General features: G+C 41.7%; 10 protein-coding genes. 3 read left to right on the top strand and 7 right to left on the bottom strand.

The window, feature by feature from the left end; translation table 11 throughout:
• Positions 1–56: 56 nt before the first annotated feature.
• Positions 57–1,517: a TM0106 family RecB-like putative nuclease gene (locus F8R90_RS20805; protein ID WP_196512259.1), complete on the bottom strand. Its 1,461-nt coding sequence runs from the start codon at positions 1,515–1,517 to the stop codon at positions 57–59.
• Positions 1,518–1,578: 61 nt separating this feature from the next.
• Here F8R90_RS20805 and F8R90_RS20810 point away from each other — a divergent pair, with 61 nt between their 5' ends.
• The 3 genes from F8R90_RS20810 to F8R90_RS20820 all read left to right on the top strand — a co-directional run bounded on the left by F8R90_RS20810 (position 1,579) and on the right by F8R90_RS20820 (position 3,245).
• Entirely contained in the window at positions 1,579–1,740 is a 162-nt protein-coding gene (locus F8R90_RS20810; protein WP_196512260.1) for a hypothetical protein, read from the top strand.
• Complete coding sequence (locus F8R90_RS20815; protein ID WP_196512261.1) at positions 1,737–1,934, top strand: hypothetical protein; 198 nt, start codon at positions 1,737–1,739, stop codon at positions 1,932–1,934. The genes F8R90_RS20810 and F8R90_RS20815 overlap by 4 nt, the downstream gene beginning before the upstream one ends.
• A gap of 117 nt (positions 1,935–2,051) precedes the next feature.
• Positions 2,052–3,245 (top strand): aminotransferase class V-fold PLP-dependent enzyme, encoded by a 1,194-nt coding sequence (locus tag F8R90_RS20820; RefSeq protein ID WP_196512262.1) that lies wholly within the window; start codon positions 2,052–2,054, stop codon positions 3,243–3,245.
• A gap of 140 nt (positions 3,246–3,385) precedes the next feature.
• Here F8R90_RS20820 and F8R90_RS20825 read toward each other — a convergent pair whose 3' ends face one another.
• The 6 genes from F8R90_RS20825 to F8R90_RS20850 form a co-directional block, all read right to left on the bottom strand.
• Positions 3,386–4,150 (bottom strand): class I SAM-dependent DNA methyltransferase, encoded by a 765-nt coding sequence (locus tag F8R90_RS20825; protein WP_196512263.1) that lies wholly within the window; start codon positions 4,148–4,150, stop codon positions 3,386–3,388.
• A gap of 63 nt (positions 4,151–4,213) precedes the next feature.
• Positions 4,214–5,653 (bottom strand): aspartate aminotransferase family protein, encoded by a 1,440-nt coding sequence (locus F8R90_RS20830; RefSeq protein WP_196512264.1) that lies wholly within the window; start codon positions 5,651–5,653, stop codon positions 4,214–4,216.
• Between the two features lie 90 nt (positions 5,654–5,743).
• The gene (locus F8R90_RS20835; protein ID WP_196512265.1) at positions 5,744–11,545 is read right to left on the bottom strand and encodes a non-ribosomal peptide synthetase; all 5,802 of its coding nucleotides are present in this window, start codon (positions 11,543–11,545) and stop codon (positions 5,744–5,746) included.
• Between the two features lie 14 nt (positions 11,546–11,559).
• Positions 11,560–12,603 (bottom strand): TauD/TfdA family dioxygenase, encoded by a 1,044-nt coding sequence (locus F8R90_RS20840; protein WP_196512266.1) that lies wholly within the window; start codon positions 12,601–12,603, stop codon positions 11,560–11,562.
• Between the two features lie 25 nt (positions 12,604–12,628).
• Positions 12,629–17,317 (bottom strand): non-ribosomal peptide synthetase, encoded by a 4,689-nt coding sequence (locus F8R90_RS20845; RefSeq protein ID WP_196512267.1) that lies wholly within the window; start codon positions 17,315–17,317, stop codon positions 12,629–12,631.
• Between the two features lie 18 nt (positions 17,318–17,335).
• Complete coding sequence (locus tag F8R90_RS20850) at positions 17,336–21,910, bottom strand: non-ribosomal peptide synthetase (RefSeq protein WP_196512268.1); 4,575 nt, start codon at positions 21,908–21,910, stop codon at positions 17,336–17,338.
• Positions 21,911–21,977 lie beyond the last annotated feature (67 nt).

The following is a 21,977-nucleotide window of genomic DNA, read 5'->3' on the forward strand; positions in this document are numbered from 1 at the left end:
ACTACAAAAACCATGTATTCCAACCAATTAAAAAACTTTAGAAAATACGAAATTACTTAAGCTAGCCGCAAACCATATTCATCCTGAAAAAAGTTTACAAGCCAGTCTTTAACTCTCAGGGTAGCGCGACAGTCATCTTCGTTGTAGCTTTGGATAATTTCTAGTAAGGTGCGATCGCCTGTTTCTAGCCACTGATCATACCAGTAAATACACTTAGCACCACTAGCTTCTTTTTCACGCCATTCAAATCCTAACCAACGAGCGATCGCTTTCAGGGCATAACTTTCTACAGGCAATGCTACACTTTGGGTTAATTGTTCATACACATCCACAAATCGACTCAGCAGAGGACGCACTAAGGAGTTGGGAGTGTTGTAAAGCTTTGCCAACCGTTTGACTGTATCAAACTCGTAGACACAAAAATGATAAATTGGCGCTTCGGGATATTGCCAAACCAAATCCAAAAATTGCTGCCAAACTAGTTCTTCGTCTTCTGGTTTATCTGCTAAAAACGAATAAAACTGTTCTGTATTTGCTTGTCTATCAACGACCAAAACTCCCAAAAGATAATTTAAATCCAAGTCTGGCTGTGCTTCGATATCAAAGTAAAGCTCTATAGGCGCTGTGAATGTAATATCTTCTATTGGTAACGGGTAGGGTAATATTAGGGGTCGTTTTTCTAGTGCAGATTGAGCTTGTACTACTAGCTTGGGTGCTACTTCACGGTCGAAACCAAGCAGATTTTCTAGGGTGGCGGGACTGGTGTTAGCGAGAGATTCTAGTGTGGTAATGGCTAGGTCTTGGAGTTGAGTGTAGCGAAGAGGTGTTACGCCTGGTAATAGTGAGAGATGTTTTTCAGATTGAGCGATCGCATAACATTGACTATACCAATGGCAAAAATTGCACTTTTGCCGAGAAATAAACACCTCTGGCGGATTCGCTAACTCTAAAACTTGAATGAACTCCTCCAGAATATGCTGCATCCGTGGTGTCCACTTGAACAGATCCACCGCATAATTGGTGTTTTTAGTTCGCAATATGAGCGAAGCTGTTTCTGGTACTACTCCCTGCACTGTTGCCAATACTTGGGCATGAAATGCAGCGACAACTTGATATTCTTGCTTAGGACGCTTACCCAGTTCAATACTAGCTGGGACATACATCCATTCTCCAAAACGGGACTGTCCTGGTTGTCTCACAAGTAAATTTGGACGACTCAGCAGGGTGTATCCTTCAGAATAAGTTGTTAACAGTACTCCTTTGTATATATACTCAACCCCACGCTCCATTAATTCTAAAGTTGCCTTCTCTCCCTTTTCCCAGTTTCCGTATGAATAATCTGGTTGGTGATAAGTCATCTGTGCCAAAGCATTCAGCTGATGAGCGATTTTGTCCTGTTGTAGTTTTCGCAGCAACTCATTGGGAGCATCGCGCTGACTTTTGTCACCGTGGATATCTAAAAAAGTCCGGCGTTTACAGCGTTGATATTGCAGTAGGAGTTCAGCATTAATTAGCATCCTTTTAAGTTAACAAGAATTAGCACACACTGGCAGTAACTCAGACAATAAAAGTTTTGAAGTGGCGATACCTTCTCTGCGTTCGCGCAGCGTGTCGCAGACAGACGCTACGCGTAGCTTGCTTCCCCGTAGGGGTACGGTGGGCTACACCAACGCCTCTACTCCTGATTTGCCGTTTACTCTATACTGTCAACAGCTAGCTAGTGAAGTCAGTGGAAAATGAATTATGCATGTTATGGCAATAGTGAACCACATATTCATTGGCATCTTTTCCCACGCTACGAGTCTGATCCTGATCACCAAGGTATTCCGTGGCTTCATGCATCAGAATTCAAACACCATCTGATTACTCCTCAAACAGCGCAGAATCTAGGACAAAAAGTCAGAGAGGATTTATTGTTACTGATTACAAGATAAGATTTGGCTGCGATCGCTTAAATTAATCTCATCCCTATTTTTAGCGTTGCTACTAGGACAAAGTACAAATACCTCTTATATCAATAGCCTGTAAATAGCAGATATCCCTTGTAAATTATGACTAGTATTTCTGTCGCACAAACTAGGTTACATAGCCATCGAGAACAATTTCCCGCTTTAGCGAATAAGGCTTATTTCAATTATGGGGGACAAGGGCCAATGCCCCAAAGTGCAATGGATGCTATGACCCAAACTCAAGCTTATGTTCAGGAAATAGGCCCCTTTGGTAATGAGGCGTATCGCTGGATAGCACCCCAGACTCAAGCCGCAAGAGAAGCGATCGCTTCGGAGTTACATGCACCAAGTCAAACAATTAGTCTCACGCAGAATGTCACTATTGGCTGTAATATCGCTATGTGGGGCATTGAGTGGCGTGCTGGCGACCATATGCTGCTCTCAGACTGCGAACATCCAGGCGTAATTGCTACAGCACAGGAAATCGCGCGGAGATTCGCTGTGGAAGTTACTACCTGTCCTCTCAAGTCAACTTTAAATGAGGGCGACCCCGTAAAAGTCATTACCCAGCACTTGCGCCCCAATACCCGCCTAGTCATATTGAGTCATGTTTTCTGGAATACTGGTCAAGTTTTACCTCTTGATAAAATTGCCGAAGTATGCAGAAATAATCATTCTTTTTTACTGATAGATGCTGCCCAATCTGCTGGTTTATTACCTTTAAACTTAACTGAATTGGGTGTAGATTTTTATGCTTTCACTGGCCATAAATGGTTATGTGGCCCAGCGGGTGCTGGTGGCTTGTATGTCCGGCCAGAAGCACGAGAAAGCTTGAAACCCACGTTTATTGGCTTGAATGGTATTGTTGTGGATAGTCAATCTCAGCCTGTAGATTGGCTTCCAGATGGGCGACGATACGAAGTGTCTACATTAGCTTATCCGTTGTATCTTGGGCTAAAGGAAGCGATCGCTATCCATCAGCAATGGGGAACCTCACAGGAACGTTACGAGCAAATTTGTCAGAACAGTGACTACCTCTGGCGGCGCTTGGTGGCGTTATCTGATGTCAAGTGTCTGCGAACTTCTCCACCCGAAAGTGGTATAGTCTCGTTTCAACTCATAAATAATCAGCCCCAAGCTAATCTCAAGTTAGTGCAAGTTTTAGACTCACAAAGGATATTAACTCGAACAATTGCCGATCCTAGCTGTATACGCGCCACCGTTCATTACTTTACTTTAGAATCGGAAATCGACCTATTGGTTGAGACAATTCAAGGTTTTTGCAAAATTAATTAAAATATTTTGGTTGATTTATCCCTGGCGATCGCTATCGGTTTTGGTATTTCACCTAGATTCGAGACATTGTAATTATTACTACCTCGCCATTAAACCACACAATTTATACTACCTGTGGTCTATCAACCTGGAAATTTTACTTACTTTGTTGCCTGCTTGCACCCAACAAAGTAAGCTTTGCCTGGTCCCCAATCATGTATATCAAAGTCAAGTTCTGCGTCGTAGACCTTTATATCTGTAAACCCTACACTTTCTAAAGCTGCTTGAACTTCTGTTCTGGAATAACATCTTCCCAGTAAATTAGTGTCTGCACGCTGCCAGTTACCATTTAGCAGATGAAATATAGTAACTTGAGTTTGGCTAATTTTTTCTTCTGGGTCATAGCTACGTCGAGCAGCCCAAGCATAATCCTCCTTAATATCCCCAACAATAGAGCCGTTCCACCAATCTGTTTTATACCGTTCTTCCAAATTTAAGTCAAATACAAACAAACTGTTTTCTTGCAGTGCTGCATACACGTTTTGAAAAACGCGAGTTAACTCCTCTAGGCTCATAACATGGTTGAGACTATCAGATGTCGAAATAACTCCATCAAAAATAGCAGGCAATTCAAAAAAGCGTGCATCATCCTGGATAAATTCAACATCTGGTGCATTCTTTTGGGCATAGTCTAACATGCCTTCCGAAATGTCAATTCCAGTCACTTTGTAGCCTTTCAAGTTCAGCTGTTGTGCTAATTGTCCTGTACCACAACAGAGGTCAAGAATATGCGCTCCTGGGGAAAGATGTGGGAGCAATAATTTTTCTAAAGGCTGTAATCCCATCTCGCACAAACTTTGGCCATTGCGATCGTTGTATATCCGAGCATAAATATCGTAATTCAAATGGAGTGTTGTTGCAGACATAATGATTAATCCCAGAAAATATGCAAACCTATTGAAGTTATTTACTATTAATTTAAACTACTTTCATGCTTTGGCTAATTTGTCAGCAGGAACAGGCAAAAAACCACCTATTTGTAATTCTTCAACACTATCTTTGACTGCTTGAATTATGTAATTAATATCATCATCTGTATGGGCTGTTGATAGAAAACCACCTCCCCGCGAAAGGAGATAAACTCCTCTGTCAAACAGGTGATATAGTAACAAAGCCATGCTATCTGAGGCTGAAGAGTTTTCTGAAGGTGTAGAATCTTCTGAATAAGCAGGTCCGAAGAGTGAGCCGAAATTAGCCATCCTAATAGGTAGTTCTTGTTCTGCAAAGTAAGTATTCAAGGCTTGAACAAATTGCGATGTGCGTTGATTTAACTCCTCGTGGAGAACTGGTCCCTGAGTCTTTAAATGCTTCAGTACAGCTCGTGCAGCGGCGATCGCCAATGGATGTTTACAGAATGTGCCTGCAAAAACTGTTGTTTTTGCTTGCGGGTAAGATTCATCTCCATAATTCCACATTCCGCCGTCGATACCATCCATATAAGCAGCCTTACCAGCAATAATTCCGATGGGCATACCACCGCCAACAATCTTGCCATAAGTTGCTATGTCTGCTTCAACATCAAACCAAGCCTGTGCGCCACCTGGATGAATACGAAAACCCGTAACCATTTCATCAAAAATTAGCACTATTCCTGTTTCTTTTGTTAATTGCCGTAATTGTTGAAGAAATATTTTAGGTTGTAAATTAGGTCGCGTTGTTTGCACAGGTACAACTAAAACAGCTGCTAATTCATGCTGATGAGCTTTTATAACATCTAGTGATTCTGGCTTGCCGTAATCTAGAACCAAAATATCTTCTACAATATTTGGCGGGATTCCTGGAGCGATTGGCACTGTAATTGGATTACCGTCTACTATTTGCGCCTCAACTAAAGTGCTATCAAAATGACCATGATAAGAGCCAGAAAATAAGGCAATTTTGTTGCGACCTGTTGCTGTTCGTGCAAGGCGAATCGCCGTCATCACTGCCTCTGTACCTGTATTACTAAAGGTTACTCGCTCCATCTTTGTTAGTTCACAAATCAACTCAGCTACCTCACCAGCAAACTCAGATTGCGGCCCAAGTTGTATGCCTAACTCTAGTTGTTCCTCCAAGGCTTTTTTGATAAAAAGCGGATTATGACCAAAGAGATTTACTCCTAGCCCCATCGTGAGATCTATATATTCGTTGTCATCAATATCCCAAATTCTTGAGCCTAAAGAGCGCTTTCCTACAATGGGATAAAACATCTCTTTTAGAGGAAAACTAAACCCTGCGGAGACTCTGTTATCTGCCATAACAGAGCGGTAGGCTTGGGTCATTTGTTTTGATGTCTTTGTGCGTTTGGTATAGCGTGCTATTAATTCATTTAGATACTTTTGTTGGTGGGAAATATGATTTTCTGTTGCTTCCTTATTTAGAGTTCCCATGTATTTTCCTACGTTTTTAATTGTTTAAGACTAGATGTTTACTTACTCATTAATACAAAACTAGCTTTTAGGTTTGGACAATTGCCGCACTTAACTAGATAAATCTTTTATCTGTGGGGCATTCATAAAGCCACTTTGAATAAGATAAGAAAAGTAAGTACTAAGTAACTCAACATCAGCAGCTGGACAAATAATTGAGCTATCTGCAAGTTCATCAGTTGTATTCTGACAATCAAATTTTAATGAGGGTGAATTCAAATCTTCTGCTAATTCCTCTTTCTCATTAGCGCCTTCATTACTAGCGAAAAAAGGTATGAGTGGATACAATGGATTGTCCAAGGAACGTTCAGCAACATTAAGTAGCTCTGTTTGCCATTGGTTGTTAGACATTAGTTGGAGTGGATAACCAAACTCACGGATAAAATTAAACAGTTGGAATGAGCGACTAGGATTGGGATTAGACAGGTGAAATATCTGATTGAGTGATTTTTTCTGCTTTGATATATGAACGATCGCCTGACTCACATAATCCACTGGAGTCATGTCTACTATAGTGTCTACATCTGGCACACATCCAAGTTGGATAAAGCCTTTAATCATTCTGTACAGACGGTCATTAGTGTTACAAACACCAGTTTTGCTATGTCCTGAGATCCGTCCCAGTCTGTAAATGCTGACAGGAATTCCTCGTTGATATGCAATAGTTACTAATTTTTCAGCAACCCATTTTGTTTGAGCATAGCCACCAAATGGTACTTGATTATGATTAAAATTGTGAAGTTCTGAAATCTGCTTAACTTCAGCATGATTTTCTGAGGTTAAAACGCTCAAAGTCGAAATGTAATGCACAGGTTTGACTTTTGTTTGACAGGCTAACCTCAAAATTTCTTGAGTTCCAAGAACATTAGCTGCCTTCAAAGTAGAGTAAGGATAAACAAGATTAATAGAAGCTGCATTGTGATAAATTATATCAATTTTACTCGCCATTAGTTGAAATTGATCATGGGAAAGACCGAGTAATGGCTGAGATAAATCACCTGCAACTGGGATGATGCGATCGCTTAGAGTTTCATCCCAAACTTTATAAGATTCTAAATGGCTTTGGAGCTTCTTCTTTCCTAATTCTGCATTAGGAGAACGTACTAAGCAATAAATATCAGCAGAAGTCTGTTGCAAAAGTTCATAAACTAAAAAAGCTCCGACAAAACCTGTTGCTCCAGTTAAAAAAATATGAGATGGTTCTGCGTTATGTTCAAAATATGTCTGTGGGTAAATTGTTGAGTCTAGTACAGCTTCGGCGTTTAAAAAGGCAACATTAGTAGAAACTCCTTGTTTCTCCTTTGGACTGAGCTTTGCTTCTGGTAAGTCCAAAGATTTGTAATCTGTGAAAGTTTCACAATGGGCAATTAGCTCGCGTAGTGCTGCTATATAATCTTGTGCCAGACTTTCTATCGCCGCTTGGCGATGAATTGCTTTACTGTATGTCCAATTTAATTGGAACTGACCATCAGCAACAATGCCGTTGATATCTAGTAAATAGCTGCGGTTTCCTCCCAGGCTGCGCCCTGGTTCAGTAGACTCTGAGGCTGGTGCAAACATAGATGATTCAAATACTTGGTCAGTCTGACCCAAGTAGTTAAATCTGACATTGGCTTTTAGTTGATGCAGTCGTGACTCACCCTTGAGATAGCGCAGCACACCATAGCCAATACCTCGATTTGGAATTTTACGTAGCTGCTCTTTGACTGCTTTGACTGCTTCGCCGACACCGGAGGTTTTGCTGACATCTAGCACAACAGGGAAGATGGTAGTAAACCAGCCCACAGTACGCAACAAGTCTACATCTTCAAAGATTTCTTCTCGTCCATGTCCCTCTAGGTCAACTAGCAACCTTTCGTTTGTCCAGGGTTTAAAGGCTTGTACCAGCGCCGTGAGTAAGACATCGTTAATCTGGGTTTGATAAATTGTCGGGACTTTCTGTAGCAAAGCTTGCGTTTCTTGTTGGCTGAGGGCTACCGATATAGTGTGCGCCTGAGCTACTGTGTTGTCGCCTTCAGGAAAATCTACCGGGATTTGGGCAAATTGCTCAGGAGCGATCACCAACCAGTATTCTAGTTCTTGTTGTAGTAGTGTAGATTGGGCATATTCCTGCAATTTTTCTGCCCAATGTTTGAAGGAGGTAGTTTTAGGTGGTAGTTGTATTGCCTTACCTTGGCTGATTTGTTGGTAAGCAGTTTCCAGGTCAGACAATAAAATCCGCCATGAAACACCATCCACAGCTAAGTGGTGGATAGTCATCAGCAGTCGGCTTGGCTTAGTATCTCCCAAGTTAAAGAAAGCTACCTGCATCAGCGGCCCTGACGACAAATTCAGGCTGGTTTGTAGTTGAGCTGCTGTAACTGATATTGCCGCAGCTTGTTCTGTCTCTAACACCCCTGACAAATCTACTACGGTAAATGGCACTACTGCATCGAGGTTGGCATTAACCTGCTGCCAGGTAGATTCTTGGCGAACAAAGCGTAGGCGGAGGGCATCGTGATGTGCCAATAACTGCTTAACTACCTGTTCCAAAAGTGCGGGGTCGAGAGATTGGTGAACTTCTAGCAGGATTGATTGGTTCCAGTGGTGGGAATCGAGAAGATTCTGTTCAAAAAACCAGTGCTGAATCGGTGTAAGCGGTACTTGACCTGTCTCTAGCCCCTGTTCAGCTTGAATGATTCGGTTTTTGCCAGCTACTACTGCTAACTCGGCAATTGTCTGGTGTTCAAACAGATGCTTGGGAGTAATTTGTAGACCAGCTTGGTTAGCTTTGGCGATAATCTGCATACTGAGGATAGAATCTCCACCCAACTCAAAGAAATTATCGTGAATTCCTACCTGCTCAAGTCGGAGATTTTTCGCCCAAATCTCAGCCAATACTTTTTCAAAAGCCGTGCTAGGAGCAACAAAACTTCCTTCTAAATCCGAGCGGGTCATGTCGGGTGCTGGGAGTGCTTGACGGTCTAACTTACCGTTGGGCAGCAGTGGTAGAGCTTTCAGCCGTACAAAAGCAGAGGGAATCATGTACTCAGGTAGCTTTTCTGACAGGAATGCCCGCAATTCGGCAGTTTTGGGGGCAGATTGTTTCTCAGGCACAACATAGGCTACCAGACGCTTATTACCTGATTCGTCACGAACCAGTATCACAGTCTCCCGCACCGCCGGGTGTTGTCTCAACGCCGCCTCTATTTCCCCAAGCTCAATGCGGTAGCCGTGAATTTTGACTTGTTGGTCAATCCTTCCCAGAAACTCAATGTTTCCATCAGGTAAGTAGCGAGCTAAATCGCCAGTTTTGTAAAGTCTGGTGACTGGGAAATTCTCCTCTGCTCCTTTGCCTTGTGTCTTCTCAAATGTATGATAAATAAACTTTTCGCTAGTCAAATCAGGTTCGTTCAAATAGCCTCTAGCTACACCTGCACCGCCAATATATAGCTCTCCTGGTACACCTATCGGTACTGGTTGCAGATAAGAGTCCAGCAGATATACTTGGGCATTAGCAATTGGGCGTCCGATAGGTACAGTTTTAGAATGACAATCTGTTTGTCCTAGCTTGACTGGATAAGTCAGCACGCCTACAGTAGCTTCTGTGGGCCCATAATGATTAAAAATCAAGCATTTTGGCTCTAATTGCTGAATCTGCTCAATTAAATCCCAACTGCAAGCCTCACCACCAAGAATCAGCCGTTGCTTTGGTAATATTGTTTGGGCTTGAGAAGATGCTAGTAAGGCTGCAAGGTGAGAAGGCACAATTTTCAAACAGTCGATGGGATGACGATGAAAATAATCTGCTAATGCCTCTGGATTAGATGCTCTCTCTGATGACACTACATGCAGACATCCACCACTGCACAGTGAAGGGAAAATTGTGGTGTTGCCTAAATCAGCAGCAAAGGTGGTAATTGTAGCAAATGTATTACAGCCGGAAAGGTCTAGTCTATCTTTGATAGCGTTGATGTAGTTGAACAGTTGTTGATGTTCAACGGCAACGCCTTTAGGCTTACCTGTAGAGCCAGAAGTAAACAGCACATAGACTAAATTCTCCAGTCCAACCCCACTAGTGGGATTCTCCTGGTTTTCCTGGGCAATGTTGTGCCAGCCAGTATCTAAAGTTACTATTTTTCCAGCGTAATCAGGTAGTGTCTCAACTAAATGCTGCTGGGTTAATAGTATTGGGGCTTGGGCATTTTGCAACCTTAGGTTTAAGCCTTCTTTCGGCAATGTTGGGTCTAAGGGTAGGTATGCTCCGCCAGCTTTTAGGATACCAAGGATTGCTATTATTAATTCAAGCGATCGCTCGACAAACAACCCCACCAACATATCAGGCCGGACTCCCAGTTGCTGGAGATAATGAGCTAGTTGGTTAGCCTTGGCATTGAGTTCAGCATAAGTAATTTGCTGGTCTTCAAAGACTACAGCAATTTTGTCTGGTGTCAGGTCTGCTTGTTGTTCAAATAAATAGTGAATGCATTTATCTGGCGAATAGTCAATTTTGGTTTGATTGCACTCAATTAATAATTGTTGTCGTTCAATATAATTGAGGATTTCTAACTTGCCAATTGCGACTTTCGGTTCATTGATTGCACTTTGCAACAAAGTCTGAAATTTGCTTGCTAAACGTTCAATAAGTTCTGAGTTAAATAAAGATGAATCGTAGTGAAAATTTAATGTTAAATAATCATCTTGACAAATACAAGATAATTTTACTTTATATCTGTCAAAACAGACATATTGATTCAAAAGCGAGAATGTAATTCCGCTATGAGAATATTTTTCAGGATATTCTGAAAATTCAAAATTAAAAGGTAAAAATGCTAATCCTATACTTTTTTTATTGAAATTTAGTTGCTCCCAATCAAAATATTCTTGCCATTTGTAGGCATCATTGACTAATTTATGAACTTGATTTATAACTTCATTAATTTGTAAATTATCTTCTAGAATACAAGCGATCGGTAAATATTTGGCAAATAGCCCTATTGCTTGCTCTAACTCTTCATATTTTCTACCATCAAAAGCCTGACCTACAATAATCTTTGACTCTCCAGTCAGACGGCATAACATAATTTGCCAGCAAGCTAGTAAGAATGTAGAAGTTGAAGTTTCATACTTCTGAGCTAAAGCTGCAATTTTTTCTACTAAATCTGGACGAATATTTAAAGTTAAAGTTTGAGGATGAAATATAGATTTTTCTATAATTTTATTTTCAAAAGGAAGCTGCGCCTTGAAAATGTTATCAATATCTATAAATTGCCAATATTCTACTCCTGTTTTTGTTTCATCAGCTTCAATGATTTCATTTTGCCATTGAGCAATATCTGCATATTGTGTAGGTTCGTCAGTTAATTCTTGAGCATGATAACATGCTGTATATAAATAACTAATTTCTTCTGCTAATTTAGAGATAGTTGCAGTATCCGCACAAAGAGATGGTAAACTAATCAGCAATATATGCTGGTTTATGGATAGAGTTATTAGATATACATCAAAAATGGGCTTCTGTTCAAAGTTAAAAGGTAATTGAAGTACTTCATCAAAAAGCGCTGCAATTTTGGCATCTTGTTGTTGCCTATCTAAATTGCTGAAGTCAGAATAATGAACTGAGAGTTTACTGTTATCAGCTATTACCTGAAGTGGAGTTGTCATTCCAGGTAAACAACAAAAGTTTGTCCGAAGAATTTCATGTCGATTGACAAGCTTTTCTAAGGCAACCTCTAAAATTTTCTGATTGAGATTTCCCTCAATTAGAAGAGAAAACTGAGCGCGATAAGGTAGTGTCGAATCAAGTTGTTGTAACGACCACAAATGCTTTTGCTGAGGCGAAAGCCGATAACCTTCAATGATTTCCTGTTGCATATTTCACCCTCTGATTAATTCTTACTGCTAAACGGCTCTGCCATACCTGCTAAAACCTTTCGAGAGCCTATGAATGGAGCGCGTCCATGACAAATCAACATATTGTCTAGTAACAATACATCTCCTGCTTGCCAGGGAAAAGTAATCGCTTCTTGTTGATAAATTTCCCGAATACTATCTAATACAGAAGTTTCAATAGGTGAACCATCACCGTAATAAGTATTACGTGGTAAATCTTCTTCTTTGAAACCAGCTAAAAGACCTTCTCGAACAGTTGGATTTAAGCTAGAAATATGAAATAAATGAGCTTGATTAAACCAGACTGTTTCGTTGGTTTGAGGATGAGTAGCAACAGCCTGACAAATTTGGCGAGTTTTCAGACTATCTTGATCGTACCATTCATATTCAATGCCATTATTGCGGCAATAATCTTCTACTTCGGTTTTGCTATTAGTCTGAAAAACATCTTGCCAGGGAAGGTCTAATTTATCTCTATAGTTTCGCACATACATGACCTTTTTTTGCTGAAATTTTTCTCTAATGCTGGGATCGATGCGTTGAAAAACTTTACGACTATCGGCAATTGGTGTTTCTCCTCCTTCTTTTGCAGGTTGCACACAATGAAAGCAAATCTTCATTGGCCAGTTGCAAGAATATGACATTTCATTGTGTAAAGGAATAGATTCTTCAGCCGGATATTCAGTTGAAGTGTAGATTTTGCCACTGACATGATGACGTGGTGTTGAACGATAAGAATACTCTAATAAGTTTCCAGCGATCGCCTGAATGAATAACTCAAATTCTGCTGCTCCATTTACCTGGAAATTACGAAAAAGAATGCCACCATGATTGAGTAAATTAGTCTCGATCATCTGTTGATTATTTTTAGCCCAATCTGCAAGTTTTAACTCTTGTGTAGCAGGTTTAATTATCAAAGGTAATAGCCTACCTTCTAGCCACTCTGTTTTGATCAATTCCTCTGGAGAAATGCTAACAACTTGCCGCTTAAAAGTTCCTATTTTTTTGATAACAGGTTTATCAATCTCAGGTTTTTTCATGGTTATTTATCTAATTTAAATGAACTTAAATGCCACTGATAGACTTGCGTTTAGTCATCTGGAGCTTTTGTCTAGTGGCATTTTCTAACTCTTTTTCTCTGATCATCTGTTGTTGTCTATCAGTTTCAGTTAGTATTTCTACAAGATTGTTTAATTTAATATTGGGCTGCATGGTAATCTGTATCAGAAGACTTTCAAAATCTTTTACCATGCGAGCAATGGTAGCCTTTTCAAATAAGTCCACTCTGTAACCAATTGAGCCAATAAGCCCCTCTTCACTCTCTGCTAACTCAAGCCTCAAATCATGCTTTGCCCTATCGCTATCAATATTTAATGAAGTGATATGTAAATTTGAAAGCTCTAACGATGGCATTGCAACATTTTGGAAGACAAACCACACTTGGAACAGTGGATTGTAACTCGAATTTCGCTCAGGCTGCAACTCTTCTACTAGTTTTTCAAATGGTAAGTCTTGGTGAGTGTAAGCTTTTAACGTACGTGAGCGTACCCGACCTAGTAACTCCCGGAAACTAGGATTATCAGACAAATCAGTCCGCAAAACTAAGGTATTAACAAAAAATCCTATTAGTCCCTCCAGTTCTGCTCTAGTGCGATTCGCAATGGGTGAGCCGACTATAATATCTTCCTGCCCTGTCCAGCAATAGAGTAAAGTCTTGAAAGCTGCCAGCAGAGTCATGAACAAAGTTACCCCTTCGCGGTTGCTGAGGTTTTTAATTTCCTCAGTTAGGGACTTTGGTAGAGTAAAAGATTGGGTTGCACCCCGGAAAGTTCTAACTGCTGGTCGCGGTCGATCTGTAGGTAATTGCAGTAAGGGAGGAGCACCGTTTAGTTGCTGCTTCCAGTAGGTCAACTGAGTTTTGAGCGTCTCTCCCTGCAAGTACTGCCGTTGCCAAATAGCAAAGTCAGCATATTGGATGGGCAGTTCAGTAAGTGGTGTACCCCTTTGGGGAAGCAAGCTACGCGTAGCGTCTCGTAGAGAGGGCTGATTGGCAGAAAAAGCTTTGTAGAGTTCCCCTAGCTCTCGGATGAGGATTGCTACAGACCAGGCATCAGAGATAATGTGGTGCATGGTGACCAGCAACACATGCTCTGTATCATCCAGTTGCAGCAGCACACATCGTAGCAGGGGACTTTTAGCTAACTCAAAAGGTCGATTAGCTTCCTCTTGAGCTAATTTCTCAACCTCAGCTTCTCGTTCTGTCTGAGAAAGCGATCGCAAATCCACTAATGGTAGGGTCAAGCTTAAGGTTGGTTCAACTACCTGAAACGGTTGCCCATCTACTGCCACAAATCTAGTCCGCAAAACTTCATGACGCTTGATCAGCTCATTGAAACTATGTTCGAGTGCTGCGACATTAAGTAAACCTGTTAGGCGCACTGCTGCGGGAACGTTGTACAACGAACTGTTAGGCTCCAATTGGTTGAGGAGCCAGAGGCGTTGTTGGGAGAAGGATAGAGGTAAGTCTTTATCCCGTGAAACCGACTCAAGAGGCACAACTGTTAATCCTGACCCAGTTCTTATTGCTGTCTCAATATGCTCTGCTAATCCGGCAATAGTCGGTGACTCGAACAAATAGCGCAGTGGTAGCTCTATCTGGAAAGCTTTGTACAAGCGGGACATGACTTGGGTCGCAAGCAACGAGTGTCCACCTAAATCAAAAAAGTTGTCGTGGATGCCAACCCGCTCAATACTCAGAACTTGAGACCAGATCCCAGCCAATAAGTCCTCTACAGGGGTGCGAGGTGCGACAAAACCTTTGTCCAATTCGGGTCTAACTGTGTCGGGTGCAGGTAATGCCCGACGATCCACTTTACCGTTAGGCGTTAAAGGCAGTGCCTCTAGCATGACAAAAGCTGTTGGCACCATATAATTAGGCATTCGCCCCTTCAGGTAGTTTCGTAGTTCACTAGTTGTAAGAGTTTGCTCAGACATTGGAACAATATAAGCCACCAAGTGCTTGTCGCCTAGTTGTTCCTCTCGAACCAGAACCACCGTTTCCCGCACACCTGGGTATTGACTCAGAGTCGCCTCAATTTCTCCTAGCTCAATGCGGAAGCCGCGGACTTTTACCTGATTGTCAATTCGTCCCAAGTACTCGATGCTTCCATCTGGTTGGTATCGCCCGATATCTCCAGTTTTATAAAGTCGTTTTCCTGGTTCATGGCTAAAAGGATGAGAGATAAACCGTTGTTGTGTCAATTCGGAACGATTCAGATAACCACGCGCTACCCCAGCACCACCAACGTACATCTCGCCTGGAACACCAATTGGTACTGGCTTTTTATATTCATCCAGCACATACACCTGTAAGTCGGGTATTGGACGACCAATTACACTTGCCGTGCCATGCAAATCGGTTTTGCTTAGTGGACGATAGGTAACGTGTACAGTGGTTTCTGTAATCCCGTACATATTAACTAATTGGGGCGACTGGTCGCCGTGGCTTTCAAACCAAGGTTGTAAACTCTTGGGTTCTAAGGCTTCTCCACCGAAAATTACTAAGCGTAAGTTTAACTCACCAATAGTTGCTATTGACTGTTCGGCTTGAATTAACTGGCGGAAGGCTGAAGGTGTTTGATTGAGAATTGTGACTTGCTCTTGACACAATAACTTATAGAAGGAATCGGGCGATCGCGTCACTAAATAAGGCACTACTACCAGTCTTCCACCATAAAACAATGCACCCCAAATTTCCCACACGGAAAAGTCGAATGCATAAGAGTGGAACAGTGTCCACACATCTTCAGCGTTGAAGTTATACCAAGAGTTTGTCGCTGCAAACAAACGAACTACATTAGAGTGATTGACTAAAACGCCTTTGGGCTTACCTGTGGAACCAGATGTGTAAATAACGTAGGCTAAATTATGAGATGCAATGCCTGTGACTGTGTTATCGCTGGGTTCTTGGGCAATAGTAGTCCACTCATTGTCTAGACAAATCAGTTGAATTTCATTGCTGGACAGGGTTTGTTTAAATTTATCTTGAGTTAATAATATTCTTGTTTGGCAGTCTTGTAAAAAGAAGGTTAAGCGCTCTTGTGGATAGGCTGGATCGATTGGTACATAGGCTCCACCAGCTTTGAGGATGCCTAAAAGACCGATTACCATTTCTAGCGATCGCTCTATGCAAATCCCCACCAGTACCTCTGGCCGCACTCCTAGCTTTTGCAAGTGGTGCGCTAACTGATTCGCTCGCTGATTCAGCTCTCGGTAGCTTAACTGTTGGTCTTCAAAAACTACAGCAATGGCATCTGGCGATCGCTCTACCTGCTCCTCAAACAACTGATGAATGCACTTGTCTTGGGGATAATTTACCTGAGTATCATTCCACTCTATCAGCAGTTGATGCCGTTCACCTTGTGTCAATAACTGCAAATCCTTGAGGCGCTTTTCAGGATTGGCAACCATCTCTTCTAGCAAAGTCCCGAAATGCCCCAACATCCGGGTAATAGTATCTGCATCAAAACGTTGGCAATCATACCAAATATTGATTGACATCTCTGTACCACCATTTACCAGCATAGTAAGGGGGTAATTTATAGATTCAACAAAGCGAACCTCACGAATACCCAGGTTTTCACTTTGCTTTGGTAAAGAAGAGTCAATAGGATAGTTTTCAAATACTAAGATACTCTCGAATAAAGGTGTACCTCGTGGCACTTCACTCCATGCTTGGACTTCGACTAACGGGCTATAGTCGTATTCTCGTGCCTCAATTTGTTGAGTTTGCAACTGCTTCAGCCAAGGTAGAAGAAAATCTTCAGGATTTGCATTGACTCGTAGTGGGAGGGTGTTAATAAAAACACCTACCATTGATTCAACACCAGCTAGAGTTGGTGGACGACCAGAAGAAGTTACGCCAAATAAGATGTCCGTCTCTCCACTGTAACGACTCAAAAGTAGAGCAAAAGCTCCTTGGACAAGAGTGTTCAAGGTTAGCTGATGCTGTTGAGCCAAAGACTTTAGGGCAGATGTTGTCGCTTCAGATAGCTGGATTTGCTGCTCATTGTGGTCTTGCTTGCCATTAGAGTCGCTAAAATTACGATCAACTTTTAAAGCAGTAGGTGCAGTAAAACCTTTAAGCATCAGCCGCCAGAAAGTTTCGGCTTGCAACAAATCTTGCTGCTGTAGCCAAGCAACATAGTCTCCGTAAGGTCTGCTGCGGCTCACAGGCAAATCGCTACCTTGATGCAGCGCTTCGTAAGCATCAAAAACTTCCTTGAAAACAATTGCCGTTGACCACCCATCTAGAATTAGATGGTGTTTGCTCCAGACAAATTGGTGTTTGTCGTCAGCTAGCTGGATCAGATTTAGACGCATGAGTGAGGGTTTGTCAAGGTCAAAGTCCTGCTCTCGATCCGTCTGTAAGAAATTCTCTAGCAATGGTTGTTGCTCAGCTGGAGAAACTCCCCGCCAATCATGCTGCTTCCAAGGCAAGTTTACATGCCGATAAACGACCTGAAACGGTTGGTCACGACGTTCCCAATGAAAAGAAGTACGCAATACTGAGTGCTGCTCCATTACCAACTGCGAGGCTTTCTTTAATGCCGAGACATTGAGAAAACCACTAAGAGTACAGCTAATCTGAGCTACATATACTCCTGAATTGGGTAAATAGAGACTGTGAAAAAGTATGCCTTGCTGCGTGGGCGAAAGGGGATAAATATCTTCTATATTCTTTTTATTTTCCATATTTTTAATAATGATTCACTATAGTTCTGCAAGCAGTTCATCAAACTCTTCTGGGCTAAACTGCATTTGGGGAAAATCAGAAGGCGTGTATCCTCCAGCCTCTGGAGACTGACAATGGGTAATGAGTTCGCGCAACGCCTGTACAAAATTCTCAGCTAAAGTTTCAATGGAGGTTCGGCGATGGATATTTTCGCTATAACTCCAATTCAGTTGCAGCTGACCGGAAGTAATTAAGCTGTTAACTACCAACAAGCGATCGCGGCTACCTTGCAAACTGCGCTCTGGGCCAGTAGACTCGTCAACTGGTTCAAATAGTGATGACTCCGACATCACCTGGTCAAATTGACCCAAGTAGTTGAATTTCACTTGCGGTTGAGGCAGTTTTGCTAGTTGGTCAGTAATATTACGGTCTTCATTGAGGTAGCGCAGCAAGCCATAGCCAATACCTCGAACCGGTATACTACGCAGTTGCTCTTTGATCAGTTTTAATGCTGTTCCAGGGTCGGCAACTTCCCCTAAATCCAAGAGTACTGGGAAGTGAGTTGTAAACCAGCCAACTGTACGTGAGAGGTTAACATTATCGAAAATTTCCTCGCGTCCGTGACCTTCCATCTCCACTAACAGCGAATTCTCTCCTGTGAACTCGGCAAAAGCTTGCACTAGTGCTGTTAGCAAAACTTCGTTGATTTGTGTACGATAGGCAGCTGGAACTTCCTGAAGTAGCGCTTGAGTTTCTTTTTTACTCAAGGATACTGAGACTATTTTTTCGGAAGCAGCTGTATTATCACCTTCTAAATAGTCCACTGGCAAAGAGGAAGATGATTTCTGAGTTTGAGTACACCAATAATCCCACTCTTGCTGCACTGCTGTTGAATGCGCGTACTCTGTTAGTAACTCTGCCCAACGTTTAAACGAGGTCGTTTTGGGTGGCAATTGCATCGCCTCTCCCCTCTCAAGTTGTTCATAAACTGTTTGGAAATCTTCCAGCAAAATCCGCCAAGATACACCATCAACAGCTAAGTGGTGGATGAGAATTAATAAGCGACTGGGTTTAGATGCACCCAAATTAAATAAAGCTACCCGCACCACTGGGCCAGAGGACAAGTCAAGACTAGTTTGTAACTCTGCTGCGGCTGTTTCTAAAGCTTTTTGTTGTTCAGTTTCTGGGAGTGCTGACAAATCTATTTGTGTAAATGGCACCACATTCTCAAAATCAGCGTTGATTTGTTGCCAACTAGATTCTGTTTGTACAAAACGCAGGCGCAGTGCGTCGTGATATATCAATAGTTGCTGGACTGTCTTTTGTAACAACACAGGATCAAGCGATCGCCTGATTTGCAGTAAAACTGCTTGGTTCCAGTGGTGTGGTTCAGGCTGATTTTGTTCAAAAAACCATTGCTGAATTGATGTCAGAGGCAGGGAACCAGTTACTGTATCTTGTTCAGCCACCATCACCAAACTAGTGCCAGCTGCTGCTGCTAAGTCAACAATTGTTTGGTGTTCAAATAGTTGCTTAGGTGTCAGCTTGAGACCTGCTTGATTAGCTCTGGCGACAATTTGAATACTGATAATCGAGTCACCGCCTAACTCGAAGAAGTTGTCATAAATGCCAACCTGCTCAACCCTGAGAACTTGTGCCCAAATTTCAGCCAATATTTTCTCGTTAGGTGTGCGTGGTGCTACATAGGCTGCTTTCAACTCCGGTCTGGATGTATCAGGTGCGGGTAGAAGCTGGCGATTCACTTTACCGTTGGCTGTCAAAGGCAGAGCCTTTAGCTGGACAAAGACAGCAGGTAGCATATATTCGGGTAGCAACTCCAGCAAGAATTGCCGCAGTTCACTAGTTGTAGGAGACAATTTAGCTTTAGGCACGACATAAGCTACTAAGCGCTTGTTGCCTGGTTGATCCTCCCGTAAAATCACTACAGTTTCACTGACAGCATGGTGTTTCAACAATGAGGCTTCAATTTCTCCCAGTTCGATGCGGAAGCCGTGCAGCTTAACTTGGTCGTCAATGCGTCCAACGAATTCAATATTGCCGTCACTGCGATAGCGAGCTAAATCCCCAGTTTTGTAAAGGCGTTTTCCAGGAATAAAAGCATTGTCAGTAAACTTCTGAGCTGTTTGTTCTGGCTGATTGAGATAACCCCGTGCTAAACCAGCACCACCGATATGCAGTTCGCCTGTTACACCAATAGGGACTGGTTGTCCTAGTGAGTCAAGTAAATAGATTTGGGTGTTCGCTAGAGGACGACCAATAGGAACAGTTTGAGATTCCTGATTAGTGGGTATGCTCTCGACACGATAAGTTAGCACGCCTACTGTGGCTTCAGTTGGGCCGTAGTGGTTAAAAATTTGACAATCTGGTGCTGATTGCTGAATCTGCTCAATCAAATTCCAACTTGTGGCCTCACCTCCTAGCACGAGTCGCTGACGGGGGAGAACTTGTTTGCTGTTCTTGGCACTCAGCAATGCTTTTAGGTGAGATGGCACAATTTTGAGGCAGTCTATAGGATGGCGGAAAAAGTAATCTGCTAAGGCTTCAGGATCGGCGGCGCGATCGCTTGATACAATATGCAGACATCCACCACTACACAGGGAAGGAAAGATAACGGTGTTGCTCAAGTCGGCGGCAAAGGTGGAAACAGTCGCAAAACTCGCACCGACGGGAAAATTCAATTTTTCTTGGATGCTATACAGGTAGTTGAGCAGTTGCTGATGCTCAACTAATACGCCTTTGGGTATACCTGTAGAACCAGAGGTGTAAATTACATAAATTAAATTCTCAGGTTTAAGTTTACTAGTTGGATTATTGCTAGCTTCTTGATCGATGGCTTCCCAGTCAGTATCTAAGCAGACTACCCGTGTTGTCTGTGCAAAAACACGATTTACCAAATGCTGCTGCGTTAAGAGGATTGGTACTTGAGCATCCTGCAAACGCAAAGCGATGCCAGAAGTTGGTAAGGTAGGGTCTATTGGTAAATACGCTCCGCCTGCTTTGAGAATACCAAGCAGTGCAATAATCATTTCGAGCGAACGTTCTACACAAATACCTACTAATACATCTGGCCCGACTCCCAACTGTTGGAGATAATGAGCTATTTTGTTCGCACGACTATTCAGTTCGCTGTAGGTTAATTGTTCCTCCTCAAATACAACAGCAATTTTATCTGGTGTCTTGGTAACTTGTTCTTCAAATAGTTGGTGAATGCACTTATCTTGGGGATAATCTGTAGTTGTTTTGTTACATTCGATTAGTAGATATTGTCGTTGCCTTTCACTGAGAATATTTAATGTGAGTACAGCCGAATCGGGATTATTAATAATGCTTACTAATAATGTCTGGAATTGTTCTGCCAGAAGTTTAATATTATCTTCGTTAAAGTAATTTCCATCGTAGTCGAATTTTGTTATTAGTGCATCCTGGTAATGATTACAGGAAAGTTTCAATTTAAATTTATCTAGACAAATGTATTGCTGAATCAGTGAAAAGCAGACATCACCAGCTAAAATCTTTCCTGTCCACTGTTGATATTCAAATTCTATAGGAAAATAAAATGTCTCTGGATGCTTGACTATTTCTTCTACCGTAAAATACTCCTGCCATTCATAGGCATCATTGACAGTTTGATTAATTTGCTGAAGTATTTCCGAAAATTTATAATCAGTGTCAAATTGACAATTTAATGGTAAGTATTTAGTAAATAATCCTAGCGAGCGCTCTAACTCTTCATATTGACGGCCATCAAAGGCAGTACCAATTATAATATCTTGTTGCCCAGTGATACGCGACAACAGAATATGCCAGCAAGTTAGCAAAACTATAGAAATTGAAGTTTCATATTTTCGTGCAATCGCTTCAATTTCAGCAACTATTTTAGGCTCTATCTTCGATTCAAAGAAGTCAAATTCAAATTTAGCAGAATCATTACTTCGTTGGTTCTCAAAAGGCAATTTTAGGGTAGTTAGAGCAGACAAATCTTGCTTACTCCAGTATTCTTTACCAATTGCACCATCTTCATCATTAAGTAATTGATTCTGCCATTCCGAAAATTGAATATATTGTATGCCTTCTTCGACAGAGAATAATTCTTTTCCTTGAAGACAAGTAGCATAAAACTGGCAAATTTCCTCAATCAGAATTTGAAGTGATTTGCCATCGGCACAAATTGCTGGTAGTTTAATCAGTAAAATATGCTTTTGGGCTGACAGTTTCAATAAACATAGACGCAACAGAGGACTTTTATCAAAGTCGATACTTTGGTGTCTTTCTTTCTGAATAATCTTTTCTGTTTGTGCTTCCTGTTCTTGAAAGTCAAAATTACTCAAATCGATATTGTGCCAAGATATTTCACTACTCTCTGATATAACTTGAAGAGGAGTTTTTATTCCTGGTTTACGAGGAAAAATCGTCCGTAGAATCTCATGTTGGGTGATAACATTTTTTAAGCCTAACTCAAGAAATTCTGTTTTGAGATTCCCCTCAATGAGGATAGCAGCTTGACTCTGATAAGCAAGGCTATCTTGTTGCAATGACCAAAGATGCTTTTGTTGAGGAGAAAGTTGAAATCCTTCGATTAGTTGTTTTTGCATTGATTTTTCGAGCTTTTGTGTCTTATTTCTTATATCAGCCAAGACAGCAAAGGAATATAAATATGAC

This window comes from Nostoc sp. NZL, assembly GCF_015714705.1.
Classification (GTDB): Bacteria; Cyanobacteriota; Cyanobacteriia; order Cyanobacteriales; family Nostocaceae; genus Nostoc; species Nostoc foliaceum_A.

Bases quoted from the DNA above. Each gene is read 5' to 3' on its own strand.
- F8R90_RS20805 (WP_196512259.1), bottom strand. From the start codon at position 1,517: ATGCTAATTAATGCTGAACTCCTACTGCAATATCAACGCTGTAAACGC.
- F8R90_RS20815 (WP_196512261.1), top strand. From the start codon at position 1,737: ATGAATTATGCATGTTATGGCAATAGTGAACCACATATTCATTGGCAT.
- F8R90_RS20820 (WP_196512262.1), top strand. From the start codon at position 2,052: ATGACTAGTATTTCTGTCGCACAAACTAGGTTACATAGCCATCGAGAA.
- F8R90_RS20825 (WP_196512263.1), bottom strand. From the start codon at position 4,150: ATGTCTGCAACAACACTCCATTTGAATTACGATATTTATGCTCGGATA.
- F8R90_RS20830 (WP_196512264.1), bottom strand. From the start codon at position 5,653: ATGGGAACTCTAAATAAGGAAGCAACAGAAAATCATATTTCCCACCAA.
- F8R90_RS20835 (WP_196512265.1), bottom strand. From the start codon at position 11,545: ATGCAACAGGAAATCATTGAAGGTTATCGGCTTTCGCCTCAGCAAAAG.
- F8R90_RS20840 (WP_196512266.1), bottom strand. From the start codon at position 12,603: ATGAAAAAACCTGAGATTGATAAACCTGTTATCAAAAAAATAGGAACT.
- F8R90_RS20845 (WP_196512267.1), bottom strand. From the start codon at position 17,317: ATGGAAAATAAAAAGAATATAGAAGATATTTATCCCCTTTCGCCCACG.
- F8R90_RS20850 (WP_196512268.1), bottom strand. From the start codon at position 21,910: ATGCAAAAACAACTAATCGAAGGATTTCAACTTTCTCCTCAACAAAAG.